12 protein-coding genes and 1 pseudogene are annotated in these 12,016 nt (G+C 70.5%); 7 read left to right on the top strand and 6 right to left on the bottom strand.

From position 1 onward, the window contains the following. Positions 1 to 453 carry a nuclear transport factor 2 family protein gene (locus tag LWF15_RS21300; RefSeq protein WP_232812637.1) on the bottom strand — a complete coding sequence of 151 codons (453 nt, stop codon included), beginning with the start codon at positions 451 to 453 and terminating at the stop codon, positions 1 to 3. Positions 454 to 529: 76 nt separating this feature from the next. Between LWF15_RS21300 and LWF15_RS21295 the strand changes: the two genes are divergently transcribed. Together LWF15_RS21295 and LWF15_RS21290 are read left to right on the top strand one after the other, a co-directional pair. After that, positions 530 to 910 carry a winged helix-turn-helix transcriptional regulator gene (locus tag LWF15_RS21295; RefSeq protein ID WP_232812636.1) on the top strand — a complete coding sequence of 127 codons (381 nt, stop codon included), beginning with the start codon at positions 530 to 532 and terminating at the stop codon, positions 908 to 910. Positions 911 to 978: 68 nt separating this feature from the next. Next, the gene (locus tag LWF15_RS21290; protein WP_232812635.1) at positions 979 to 1,434 is read left to right on the top strand and encodes a lysozyme inhibitor LprI family protein; all 456 of its coding nucleotides are present in this window, start codon (positions 979 to 981) and stop codon (positions 1,432 to 1,434) included. A 46-nt stretch (positions 1,435 to 1,480) separates the two neighbouring features. On the opposite strand, the gene LWF15_RS21285 is transcribed toward LWF15_RS21290, so the two are convergent. The 3 genes from LWF15_RS21285 to acnA form a co-directional block, all read right to left on the bottom strand. Continuing rightward, positions 1,481 to 3,115 carry an FGGY-family carbohydrate kinase gene (locus tag LWF15_RS21285; RefSeq protein ID WP_232812634.1) on the bottom strand — a complete coding sequence of 545 codons (1,635 nt, stop codon included), beginning with the start codon at positions 3,113 to 3,115 and terminating at the stop codon, positions 1,481 to 1,483. A 77-nt stretch (positions 3,116 to 3,192) separates the two neighbouring features. Further along, positions 3,193 to 4,653 (bottom strand): hypothetical protein, encoded by a 1,461-nt coding sequence (locus LWF15_RS21280; protein WP_232812633.1) that lies wholly within the window; start codon positions 4,651 to 4,653, stop codon positions 3,193 to 3,195. Positions 4,654 to 4,660: 7 nt separating this feature from the next. Beyond that, entirely contained in the window at positions 4,661 to 7,300 is a 2,640-nt protein-coding gene (gene acnA / locus LWF15_RS21275; protein WP_232812632.1) for an aconitate hydratase AcnA, read from the bottom strand. A gap of 168 nt (positions 7,301 to 7,468) precedes the next feature. Between acnA and LWF15_RS21270 the strand changes: the two genes are divergently transcribed. Both LWF15_RS21270 and rraA read left to right on the top strand, forming a co-directional pair. Beyond that, positions 7,469 to 8,170, top strand: coding sequence for a GntR family transcriptional regulator (locus tag LWF15_RS21270; RefSeq protein WP_232812631.1), 702 nt, complete (start codon positions 7,469 to 7,471; stop codon positions 8,168 to 8,170). Next, positions 8,167 to 8,637, top strand: coding sequence for a ribonuclease E activity regulator RraA (rraA, locus tag LWF15_RS21265; protein WP_232812630.1), 471 nt, complete (start codon positions 8,167 to 8,169; stop codon positions 8,635 to 8,637). Before LWF15_RS21270 ends, rraA begins: the two co-directional genes overlap by 4 nt. Positions 8,638 to 8,639: 2 nt before the next feature. Here the strand turns inward: rraA and LWF15_RS21260 are convergent, their stop codons facing one another. After that, positions 8,640 to 9,233 (bottom strand): hypothetical protein, encoded by a 594-nt coding sequence (locus tag LWF15_RS21260; protein ID WP_232812629.1) that lies wholly within the window; start codon positions 9,231 to 9,233, stop codon positions 8,640 to 8,642. Positions 9,234 to 9,338: 105 nt separating this feature from the next. On the opposite strand from LWF15_RS21260, the pseudogene LWF15_RS38180 reads away from it, so the two are divergent. Next, positions 9,339 to 9,733 (top strand): annotated as a pseudogene (locus LWF15_RS38180) (nuclear transport factor 2 family protein). Between the two features lie 9 nt (positions 9,734 to 9,742). On the opposite strand, the gene LWF15_RS21255 reads toward LWF15_RS38180, so the two are convergent. After that, entirely contained in the window at positions 9,743 to 10,219 is a 477-nt protein-coding gene (locus LWF15_RS21255; RefSeq protein WP_232812628.1) for a MarR family winged helix-turn-helix transcriptional regulator, read from the bottom strand. 31 nt (positions 10,220 to 10,250) lie between these two features. Here LWF15_RS21255 and LWF15_RS21250 point away from each other — a divergent pair, with 31 nt between their 5' ends. Then, positions 10,251 to 10,670, top strand: a complete 420-nt coding sequence (locus LWF15_RS21250; protein ID WP_232812627.1) for a nuclear transport factor 2 family protein — start codon at positions 10,251 to 10,253, stop codon at positions 10,668 to 10,670. 151 nt (positions 10,671 to 10,821) lie between these two features. Further along, entirely contained in the window at positions 10,822 to 12,000 is a 1,179-nt protein-coding gene (locus tag LWF15_RS21245) for a sensor domain-containing phosphodiesterase (RefSeq protein ID WP_232812626.1), read from the top strand. Positions 12,001 to 12,016: the final 16 nt, after the last annotated feature.

The following is a 12,016-nucleotide window of genomic DNA, read 5'->3' as shown; positions in this document are numbered from 1 at the left end:
CTATCGGGTTTCGGGGGCTCCCTCGAGCCAGCTGATGTGCTGGACCACGCGGCTGATCCGCCAGGTGCCCTCGACCCGCACCAGGTGGTGGTCGTACCAGCCGCGCATCAGATAGACCGGCTCGCCCTTGCGGTAGTGCTGGGCGTACAGGTACGACGCGCAGACCGCCCGGTCGTCGCCGTCGAACCGCACCTGGTGGTTGGTGCTCAGGTGCTGGCGGGCGTCCCAGGTCTCGAGGTTCTGGGCGGCGAAGCCGACGAACTGCTCGCGGGGGAAGTCGGCCGGCGGCAGCCCGGCCTCGGAGAAGTCGATGTGGACCGGGTCGGTGTGCAGGTCGCCGTAGGCCTGCCAGTCGGCCCGGTCGATCGCCCGGGCGTACTCGACCACCGCCGCGACGATCGCCTCCCGGTCCTCCAGCTGCTGCACGCGCCGTTCCAGGGCCTCGACGTCCATGTGGGATCCTTTGAAGAGAGGTTTGCTACTCACTTTTTGTAAGTGACTTGTGAAACGTAAGTTGAGGTGACGAGGCATGTCAAGCGACCTGGGTGACGAGGGGGCGCAGCTGTTCGGCCCGGCCGGCGAGGGCGGCGTGTGCGAGACCCTGAGCGAGCCGCTGTCGCAGGTCATGACCCTGCTGGGAAAGCGCTGGACGGGCGTGGTGTGGAGCACCCTGCTGCAGGGCCCGGTGTTCTTCAGCGAGCTACGGCGGGGCATTCCCGGGATCAGCGACCGGGTGCTGAACGAGCGGCTGGTCGAACTGGTCGAGCTGGGCCTGGTCACCCGCACGGTGCTCGACGGCCGGCCGATCCGGGTGCGTTACGAGCTCACCGAGCACGGCGCGGCGATCCGCCCGGCCCTCACCGAGCTCACCCGCTGGGCCGAGGAACACCTACGACCGCGCCGACTCTGAACTTTTCCGGGCCGGGGTGCATCTCAGTAGGTGTTCCGAAGAACCACATCCCGTTCGAGGAGAGACTGATGCGCACGTCCTTCAACCGCAGCGTCACGACCCTGGCCGGCGCCGCCGTCGCCACCACCGCGATCGTCGGCACCGCCCTGGCCACGGCCGGCGGCGCGAGCGCGCAGAACCAGGTCTCGACCGCTGGGACGCTGGAATACAAGCCGATTCAGGAGCCGTTCACCACGCCGGTCGGCGCGTGCGACCCCGAGGGCAACACCCTCGAGATGACGAACTGCTTCCTGAAGAAGGTCGTCAGCACCGACAAGAAGATCAATGCCCTGCAGAAGGAACGCTTTTCCGAGGCCGGCTCCGACCAGCAGCGGCGGGCCTACCTGAAGAACGACGCGCAGTGGCTGAAGAAGCGCGCGGCCGAGGCCCGGGAGGTGCGCCAGGGCGGGAGCATCGACTCGATCCGGTCGGCGCAGAAGATGCTTCAGCTGAGCAAGAAGCGGCTGAACAAGTTGCAGCACTGAGGGAGGGCACCGTCACGGTGCCCTCCCTCAGTGCCGGCGGATCAGGTCAGCTGATGGCCTTGATGGCCGCGTGCTGCACGGCCAGACCGGCCTGCCAGCGCTCGAGGTAGGCGGCGTAGTCGGCCACGTCCTGCTCCGACGGCGTCACCGGCTCGACCGCGGTGGCGGCGAAAACCGTCTCGTTCAGCCAGGTTCCGAGGTCACGGCCGGCCGCCGAGCCGTCCTTGACCGCGCGGGTGTAGGCGGCCAGCAGGGCGATGCCCCACGAGCCACCCTCGCCGGCGCCCTCGCCCACGGCCACCGGGGAGCCGACCGCGGCGGCGAGCACCCGCTGGGCCACACCGCCGGTGCGGAACAGGCCGCCGTGCGCGAACATCGTGTCCACCGCGACGCCCTCGGAGGCCAGGATGCGCATGCCCAGGCTCAGCGTGGCGAACACGCCGTACAGCTGCGCCCGCCCGAAACCGGCCAGCGTGAGCCGGGATCCGGGGGTCCGCACGAACAACGGACGTCCTTCGTCGGTTCCGGCGATCGGCTCGCCGGAGAGCAGGTTGTAGGCGAGCAGGCCGTCGGCGCCGTCACCGGCCTCCAGCGCGTTGCCGAGCACCGCCCCGAAGATCTGGTCGGACTCGGCCTTGACGCCCAGGGCGGCCGCGAACTCGGCGAAGATGCCCCCCCAGGCGCCCAGTTCGCTGGAGCCGTTGTTGCAGTGCACCATCGCCACCGGCAGGCCCTCGGGGGTGGTGACCACGTCGATCTCGTGGTGCATGTTGGCCAGCGGGCGCTCCAGCACCACCATGGCGAAGATGCTGGTGCCGGCACTGACGTTGCCGGTGCGCTTGGCCACAGCGTTGGTGGCCACCATGCCGGTGCCGGCGTCGCCCTCGGGCGGGCACAGCGGGGCGCCCGGCTGCAGGGTGCCGCTGGGGTCGAGCACGGCCGCGCCCTCGGCGGTCAGGGTGCCGGCCTCGGCCCCGGCCGGGAGCACGGGCGGCAGCAGTTCGAGCAGGCCGGTCGGGGCGCCCTTCGCCGAGGCCAGCTCGTCGAAGCGCTGCAGCAGCGTGGCGTCGTAGCCACCGGTGGCGGCGTCGATCGGGAACATGCCGGAGGCGTCGCCGACGCCCAGCACGTTCTGGCCGGAGAGCAGCTTGTGCACGTAGCCGGCCAGGGTGGTGAGCGAGCTCACCCGGGCCACGTGGGCCTCGCTGTCGAGCAGGGCCTGGAAGTAGTGCGCCACCGACCAGCGCAGCGGGATGTTGACCCCGAACGACTGCGAGAGCGTCTCGGCCGCGGGCCCGGTGTTGGTGTTGCGCCAGGTCCGGAACGGCACCAGCAGCTCACCGTCGGCGTCGAAGGCGAGGTAGCCGTGCATCATCGCCGAGACGCCGAGCGAGCCGTAGGTGCTCGGGGTCACTCCGTAGGCCCGGGCGACCTCGGCCGTCAGGTCGGCGTAGGCCTCGCGCAGGCCGGCGTGCACGGCCTCCAGCGAGTACGTCCACAGCCCCTCGACGAACTGGTTCTCCCAGGTCGAGGAGCCGGAGGCCAGGGCCCGGCCGGACTCGTCGATCAGCGTGGCCTTGATCCGCGTCGAGCCCAGCTCGATACCCAGCGCGGTGCGCCCCTCGTCGATGGCCTGCCGTGCCGCCGCCGTGTCGCCGGTGGCCGAGGTACCCGAAGTCATGTTTCTGTCCCGTCCTGGTCTGTCTGTCGGCTGAACTTCAGCACCATGATCATGGTCTTGGCAACGCGGGTCGGCCGTCACCCCTGGCTGCGCCCCCGCAGCCGCCGCCGGAGCCCGGCCAGACCGGCGCCCACCAGCACCGTCGCCACGCTGCCGCTGAGCGCGCCGGAGGTGAACGTGGTCCAGGCCAGGCGGCGGAAGGTGAAGCCGGGGGCGGCCGCGGGCCAGGAGACGATGGTGACGTTCGTGACCCTGACCTTCACCTGCGAGTCGGGGTCGCCCACCACCAGCCGGGCGGTGAGCAGATGGTCGCCCGGGCGGCCGTCGGCCAGCATCACGTACCGCCCGGACGGCGGAACCGGGTAGCGGGCCTGGGCCACGTAGACGGTGATCGCGTCCAGGTCGAGCTGCACCTGCTCGCTGCCGTCGCCGCCCTCCACCTCCACGTCGAACTCGATCAGCCCGTCGCCGGGCAGACTGCTGAGGATCATGGCAGCGGTCGGCCGGGCCGGATCCAGCTGCAGCTCGGCCCCGGTGATCCGACCCCGCCGGACGGCCCGGGCCTCGATCCGCCGCTCCCAGGGCTTCCAGGCCACCTCGGGCATGCGGGTCAGTTCCAGGGGACGCAGGGGCCACAGCGAGCGGTAGGCCGGGTGCAGGCGGGCCACGGCGGCGCCGGCCAGCGGTGACCAGCCGTAACCCACGCCGCGGGTGGCCTCGCGCACCGAGCGGGCGTACCAGTCCACCGCGTACAGGTGGGCGGCGTTGACCGCGCGCACCACGTGGTGGCTGGGGGCGTTGCCGGGGGTGAGCATGACGTCGACCACCCCGGACAGGCCGGGCATGCGGTGGTAGGGGCTGCCGAAGACGGACGAGTACGAGTCGACGAACGTCCGCCCCTCGGTACGCCCCGGCGTGAGGCGCGGCAGCACCACGTCCATCAGGTTGGCCGCCCCGCTCAGCCGGGACAGCCGGTTCTCCGGGGCGTCGAGCAACGTCACCTGTTCGGGCCCCTTCTCCAGGGCCGCGGCGGCGTGCACGGCGACGGCGCTGCCGTGGCTGTGCCCGATCAGCTGGATCCGGGCGTCCGGCTCGCTCCCCGTCTGATGCAGGGCCTGCTGCAGGGCCAGGGCGAGCCGGCGGCCGTTGATCTGGGTGGCCTGACGCGAACGGTAGGCCAGGAACAGTTCGGCGTCGGTGGCCGACTCGTCCAGCCACGAGTAGTGCAGCACGCAGTGCTCGGGCCCCAGGCCGGCCAGGGCCTCCAGCAACTGCAGGTAGTACGAGCTGAGCGTGCGCCCGGTCGGGTCGATCAGCCGCGGGTCCCAGGCGGGCAGGGCGCTGACCAGGTCACCCACGGCGTGGAAGCGTTCCTGCAGCCAGAAGCCGGGCTGCCAGCCGTGCACGAACACGTGGACGAAGCCGGCCTTGACGCTGCCCGGCTCGACCGGGTGGAAGGTGGTGCCGTCGAAGCGGCTCAGCCTCCGCAGGGGCTCGTCGGCCCGGGGCGTGATCCAGGCCTGGTGTTGCGTTGCCATGCCCCCATCATTGCCGGGCCAGCATCGAGCGGAGCACGTAGGGCATGATCCCGCCGTGCCGGTAGTAGTCGACCTCGCGGGGGGTGTCGAGGCGCACAATCATCTCGAAGGTGTGCGAACCGGCCCGCACGGTGACGTGTTCCGGTCGCACCCCCCGGCCCAGCGGTTCCAGGCCGAGCACGTCGAACTCCTCCTCGCCGCTCAGACCGAGCGTCTGGGCGTTCTGCCCGGGCCGGAACTCCAGGGGCAGAATGCCCATCCCGATCAGGTTCGAGCGGTGGATGCGCTCGAACGACTGGGCCAGCACGGCCCGCACCCCCAGCAGCGCCGGGCCTTTGGCGGCCCAGTCACGGGAACTGCCGCTGCCGTACTCCTTTCCGGCCAGCACCACCAGCGGGGTGGCGTCCTGCTGGTAGGCCCGGGCGGCCTCGTAGACCGGCAGCACCTCACCGTCGCGGGCGAAGCACCTGGTCACCCCGCCCACGGTGGGGGCGACCAGCTCGTTGCGCAGCCGGACGTTGGCGAAGGTGCCCCGCACCATCACCTCGTGGTTGCCGCGACGGGAGGCGTAGGTGTTGAACTCGGACGGCTGGTGGCCGAGCCCGGCCAGGTAGCGCCCGGCCACGGTGGAGGTGGGGATCGCACCGGCCGGGGAGATGTGGTCGGTGGTGACCGAGTCGCCGAGCTTCACCAGGACCCGGGCGCCGTGGATGTCACCGACCGGCCGGGGCTGTTCGGTGAAACCGTCGAGGTGGGGCGGGCGGCGCACGTAGCTGGAGTCCGGGTCCCAGTCGAAGGTGGTCGAGGCCTGCGCGGGCAGCGCCTGCCACTCGGCGCCGCCGTCGAAGACGCTCGCGTAGGCGCCGGTGAACATGTCGGCGTCGATGCTGGCGCCGATGACCTGCTGCACCTCGGCCTCGGTGGGCCAGATGTCGCGCAGATAGACGGGTTCGCCGTCGGTGCCGGTGCCGAGCGGTTCGGCGGTCAGGTCGCGGTCCATCGTGCCGGCCAGGGCGTAGGCCACCACCAGCGGCGGTGAGGCCAGGTAGTTCAGGGGCACGTCGGGGTTGATCCGGCCCTCGAAGTTGCGATTGCCGGAGAGCACCGACACCACCCGGACACCCTCGTGCGCGGCTCCCGACACCTCGGGGATCAGCGGCCCGGAGGCGCCGATGCAGGTCATGCAGCCGAACCCGGTCAGGTGGAAGCCCAGTTGCTCCAGGTCCCCGGTGAGCCCGGCGGCGGCGTAGTAGTCCATGACCACCCGGGAACCCGGCGAAAGCGTGGTCTTGACCCAGGGTTTGGAAGTCAGCCCGCGCCGAACCGCATTGCGGGCCAGGAGGCCGGCGGCGACCATCACCGAGGGGTTCGAGGTGTTCGTGCACGACGTGATCGCCGCGATGGCGACCGCCCCGTCCTCAATTTCGTGTTCTTTCTGATCGAGGACGATCGTGCTGCGGTGGCGCTCATCGCCCACCTCGGTGGCGAACGCCTTCTGGGAAGAACTCAGCGCCACCCTGTCCTGCGGCCGGCGTGGGCCGGCCAGTGACGCCTCCACGGTGGACAGGTCGAGGGTGATGTCCTCGCTGTAGCGCACGGGCGAGCCGGGCTCGAACCACAGCCCCTGCTCCTTGGCGTAGCGCTCCACCAGGTCCACGTGCGCGGCGCTGCGGCCGGTCATCCGCAGGTAGCGCAGGGTTTCGTCGTCGATGGCGAACATGGCTGCCGTGGAGCCGTATTCGGGACCCATGTTCGCGATGGTGGCCCGGTCGGCCACGGTCAGGCCGCTCACCCCCGGCCCGACGAACTCGACGAACTTGCCCACCACCCCGTGCCGGCGCAGCATCTGGGTGACCGTGAGCACCAGGTCGGTGCTCGTACTGCCCGGCGGCAGTTCACCTTCCAGCCGGAAACCGACCACCGGCGGCAGGGGCAGCGACAACGGCTGGCCCAGCAGCACCGCCTCGCCCTCGATCCCGCCGATGCCCCAGCCCAGCACCCCCAGGCCGTTGACCATGGTGGTGTGCGAGTCGGTGCCCAGGCACACGTCCGGGTAGGCCCACTCCCCCGCATCCACCACGACCTGCGCCAGGTACTCGATGTTGACCTGGTGCATGATCCCGGTGCCGGGCGGCACCACCACGAAGTCCGGCAGCGCGGCCTGCCCCCACTTCAGGAACCGGTAACGCTCGCGGTTGCGCCGGTACTCGATCTGCACGTTCAGCTGCCGCGCGCCGGGCCGGGCGAACGCCTCGGCGATCACCGAGTGGTCGGCCACCAGCTGGGCCGGGATCATCGGGTTGACCAGCGCCGGGTCGAGCCCGAGATCGGCCACCGCGTCGCGCATCCCGGCCAGGTCGACCAGGGTGGGCACGCCGTTGGTGTCGTGCAGGAACAACCGCCCCGGGTACAGGTCCACCGCCCCGGCCGGCTCGGTATGTGCCCGCCACCCCAGCAACGCCTCCACCTGTCCGACCGCCTGTCCGGCCGGCTGGTGCCGCAGCAGGCTCTCCAGCAGGATCTTCAGGCTGTAGGGCAGGTGCTCGCTGTCCAGCCGGGTCAGGTCGTGGATCGACCAGCTCCGCCCGGCGCCGACGAGCTCGCGCCGGGTGTCGAAGGCGTCTTTGCCGCTGATGCCGCGCGCCATACCCAGGCCTCTTTCCATAAGTCGGAGAGGACGGCGTCATAGATTATAACCTGCAAGCTTCTGACCCTTCTGACACAGGAGCGCGGACCCAAATCCCGTTTCATCGGAACAGATTTCTGCCTGCCCAGCGGTCCGCTCTCGTTATATCCTGGCGATCGTGAGGCGATCATGACCGAGCTCGGACGGCCGTCCGGCACCAAGAGCGACTTCGCCTACGACCGGGTCCGCGAGATGATTCTCGACGGGCGGCTGGAGCCGGGCCAGATCCTGAACCAGGCCTCTCTGGCCGCGCAGATCGGTCTGAGCACCACTCCGTTGCGGGAGGCGCTACGCCGTCTGCGGGGCGAGGGCCTGGTCGAGCTGGGCGCCCACCGCGACGGCCGGGTCACCCCCTTGTCCGCCGAGGAGGCGCGTGATCTGCTGGAGATCCGCCGCAGTCTGGACCCGCTGGCCGCATCACTGGCGGCCGAGCGGCGCACCCGCTCCGACATCGCGGTGATGCGGGCCGCCTACGAAGATCTGGAACCCCTGCCGGCCGACCCGAGCCAGGGCCAGCTCGCCCGGCACCGTCGCTTCCACGCAGCGATCTATTTCGCCTCGCACAACGAAATACTGATCAGCACCCTGGAAGGTCTGTGGACCAAGGCCGACCGTTTCCGGCGGATGGCCCTGCAACCCGGCCGGGGGCGGGCGGCCCAGGAGGCCAAGGCGGCCGAGCACCGGGCGCTTCTCGACTGCGTCATCGCCGGTGACCGCGAAGGCGCGGCCGAGGTGATGCACCAGCACATCGACACCAGCCTCGGCGCCCAGGCCGCCCGGCAGCTGAGCGGCCCTGACCCCATCGACCACGAAGAGGGAGACCGGAGATGACGGCCACCGCCGACCTGTGGGACGAGCACGGCGAGCTCCTGCAGTCCTGTGAGACCCCGTTCCTGCAGTACGGCGCCCACACCAGCTTCAGCGGCCCGATCGCCACCCTGAGTTGCCACGAGGACAACGCGCTGCTGCGGTCGGTGCTCTCCGAGCCGGGGCAGGGCCGGGTGCTGGTGGTGGACGGTCAGGGCTCCCGGGCCTGCGCCCTGATGGGCGACATGATCGCCCGGATCGCGGAGTCCAACGGCTGGGCCGGCGTGGTCGTCCACGGGTGCGTACGCGACGTGGCGATCCTGCGGGGAGTCGGCATCGGCATCAAGGCGCTCGGCTCCAACCCCCGCAAGAGCGGCAAGACCGGCGCCGGCGAGCGGGACGTCGACGTCATCTTCGGCACCGTCACCTTCCGTCCCGGCGACCTGCTGTTCAGCGACGAGGACGGGATCGTGGTCAAGCCGGCCGCCTGAGCTCAGGGGATGTACTGCTCGGCCAGCGCCGTGACCGGCCCGTCCTCGAACTCGGGATCGGGGTGGCGCACCCAGACCGGCACCCTCTGGCCGTCGCCGCGCCTGAAGTTCTCGACCAGCTGCTCGCGGGTGATGTTCTGGCGCTCGACCACGGAGGGGTCGTCGATCAGCATGTTGATCCCGACCAGGCTCGCGTCCTCGGCCAGGACGTACTCGGTCTCGGCGGAGCTCCCGTCCTCGGCGATCAGGTAGCTGTTCGGCGGGACGACCCCACCGTTGATCGTCGCCGCCGCCTTGCCGGTGTAGAACTCGGCCTCCTGCACCGTGAGCTGCACCTTGCCGTCTTTCTGCGCGACCTTGGTGAGCATGCCGAACTGCAGGCCGGGCAGGGCGTAACCGTCCTCGTCCACCGCCTCTTCCGGGATCTCGTCGTAGCTGCTGGTCACGTCGGCCGGGCCGGCCGCGACCGCCTCCTCGCCGCTGACCACCTTGGCCTGGACGTCACTGCCGGAACGCCACTGGCTGCCGACGACCCCGAAGACGCCGACGCTGATCGCTACAACAGCCAGTGACAGCGCGACACGCCTGACGTTCACAAGATCTCCTTCGAGCACCGATGGTCCGGGCGATCCTCCCACGCAAACCGGACAGGTCCGGGATCCGGGCCCTCGGGCTCAGGCCGAGGCGGCATGATGCGGTTCATGACGCTTCCGGAGCCACAGACCTTCGCCCGGGCCTGGGTCGACGCCTGGAACGCCCACGACGTCGAGGCGGTGCTCAGCCACTTCGCCCAGGACGTCGTGTTCACGTCGCCCGTCGCTGCTCAGCTCTTCGACGACTGTGACGGGGTGCTGCGCGGCAAGAGCGCGTTACGCGCCTACTGGACCCGGGGCCTGCAGCTCATTCCCGACCTGCGCTTCGAGGTCGTCGGGGTGTACGCCGGGATCTCGACGATCGTGATCCACTACCGCAACCACAAGGGCGGCCTGGTCTGCGAGGTGCTGCGCTTCGAGGGGGCCTGGTGGTCGAGGGGCACGGCACGTACCTCGATGCCGGCTCGGACGACAACCTGGCCGGCGCGACCGGGCCGCGGTAGCCCACGCACCTACATGGTTCCGCCGGGCGGCTGGACCGTACGTCGCCGGACCCGTTCACCCAGCCCCAGCGTCTCCAAGGCGATGTTGAGGGCGGCCATGGTGGTCTCGAAGCCTTCCGGAGTCAGGGCTTCCCGCAGGCGCGCATCGATCTCGGCCCGGGTGCGCCGCGTGGCCTCGACGGCACTGCGGCCGGTTGCGGTCAGGGCGACGGGGCGTCGCCGGCGGTTGGCCGGGTCGACGGCCGGCTCGACGTGGCCGAGCGCGACGAGTTCCTTCAGCACCTTGGAGACCGCCTGCTGGGTGATGCCGAGCTCCTCGGCGATCTCGGTCGCGGTGGCCGGGCCCGCCAGCAGCCGCTGGATCAGATAGCCGTGGCCCGGGCGCAGGCCCGTGCCCCGCAGCGTCTCGAGCACCTGGCCGGTGACGGCATCGCCCAGCAGGGTGAGGGCCGAGGACATGTCGAGTTCGGGGAGCGGCTCTTCCAACACACAACCATGGTTGTGTATCGTGGCTGACATGGCAACCCCGCAGACCGCCACCGATCCCGGAACCGTCGCGCGGCGCTACTACGCCGTGGTCTCCGACCTCTCCTCCACCGAGGACGACCTTCGCGTACTGCTGTCCCCGGCCGTGAAGGTCGTCGAGCACCCCAACGCGCTCACCCCGCGGGGCGCCACCCGAGATCTCGAAGCCACCCTCGCAGGCTTCCGGGCAGGCAAAGCCCTGTTGTCGCAACAGGTCTTCGAGGTGCACGAGGTACTCGCAGCGGGCCCACGGGTGACGGTGCGGGCCATCTGGCGCGGTGTCATCGCCTCCGACGCTGGGCCTTTCCGCGCCGGGCAGCACCTGACCGCGCACGTTGCCGCGCTGCTCACGGTGCAGGACGCTCAGGTGACCGAGCACGAGACGTTCGACTGCTACGAACCCTTCGACTGACCAACGTCCAACTCGGCCCTAAAGGTCTGGGCCTGCCCGACATCGCAGACTCAAGACGGCCGAGGATCCTGCCGATACGGGCACGGTGACGCGTTCCGACCTGGCTGGGCCTGCCCCAACGGCCGGAACGGGTCTGCCGACGGTGCGATCGGTGTACCAGCCCATCGTCGACCTGCGCAGCGGCGAGGTGGTCGCCTACGAGGCGCTGGCCCGCGGCGAGGGCGGAACCCCGCTGGAGAGCCCGGCCGAACTGTTCGCCTGGGCCCGCCGCAACGACTGCGAGGCCGATCTGGACCTCGCCTGTCAGGCCGCGGCCATGACCGGGGCCCTCGAGCGCAGGCTGCCGGCCTCCGTCCCCCTGTTCATCAACGCCGAGCCGGCCTGGCTGCACGTGCCCTGGCCCGGTCCGCTGGCGCAGGTACGCGACCAGGCCCGCACACGTCTTCAAGTAGTCGTCGAGATCACCGAACGCGCCCTGGTGGCCGATCCGGCCGGCCTGTTCGCCGCGGTCCGCGAGGTCCGCCAGGCCGGATGGGGAGTGGCGCTGGACGACGTGGGGGCCGATCCGGCCTCGCTGGCCCTGATGCCGTTCATCGAGCCGGACGTGATCAAGCTGGATCTGCGGCTGATCCAGCAGAACACCACCGCCGAGATCGCGGCCGTGATCAACGCGGTCATCGCCCAGGCCGAGCGCACCGGCGCGATCGTGCTCGCCGAGGGCATCGAGACCGAGCAGCACCGCTCCCGGGCCCTGGCCATGGGAGCGACTCTGGGGCAGGGCTGGCTGCTCGGACGTCCGGGCCCGTTGCCCGATCGCCATCCCGTCCCCCAGCACGACCTGTCCTTCACCCGCGGGCACCACTGCCCACCGGCAACCCCTTTCGAGGCGGTTCGTGATGTCCGCCCGGCCCGCATCAGCACCAAGGACCTGCTGCTGCCGATGAGCCAATACCTGGAGAATCACGGCCTGGGCGACAGCACACCGGTGCTGCTGTCTGCCTTCGAGGACGTCGCGCACTTCACCCCCTACACCGCGAGCCGCTACGAGAAGCTCTCTCAGAAGTGCGCTTTCGTGGCCGCGCTGGGCGCCGGTATGGGAGCGGCGCCCGTCCCCGGCGTCCGGGGCGCCGATCTGCGCAGCGACGACCGTCTGGCCGGGGAATGGGTGGTGGCCGTCATCGGCCCGCACTTCAGCGGAGCGCTCGTGGCCAAGGATCTCGGCGACGGCGGACCGGACCGCGATCGTCGTTTCGAGTGCGTGATCACCTACGACCGCGATCTGGTGCTCGAGGTCGCCCGGAGTCTGTTCGACCGGATCGCTCCGATCTGAACGGGTGACTCGGCGA

The organism is Kineosporia rhizophila, from assembly GCF_021277265.1.
GTDB classification, from domain to species: domain Bacteria; phylum Actinomycetota; class Actinomycetes; order Actinomycetales; family Kineosporiaceae; genus Kineosporia; species Kineosporia rhizophila.
The sequence above is the reverse complement of the archived record's forward strand: the minus strand, read 5'-3'. Positions and strand labels throughout refer to the sequence as shown.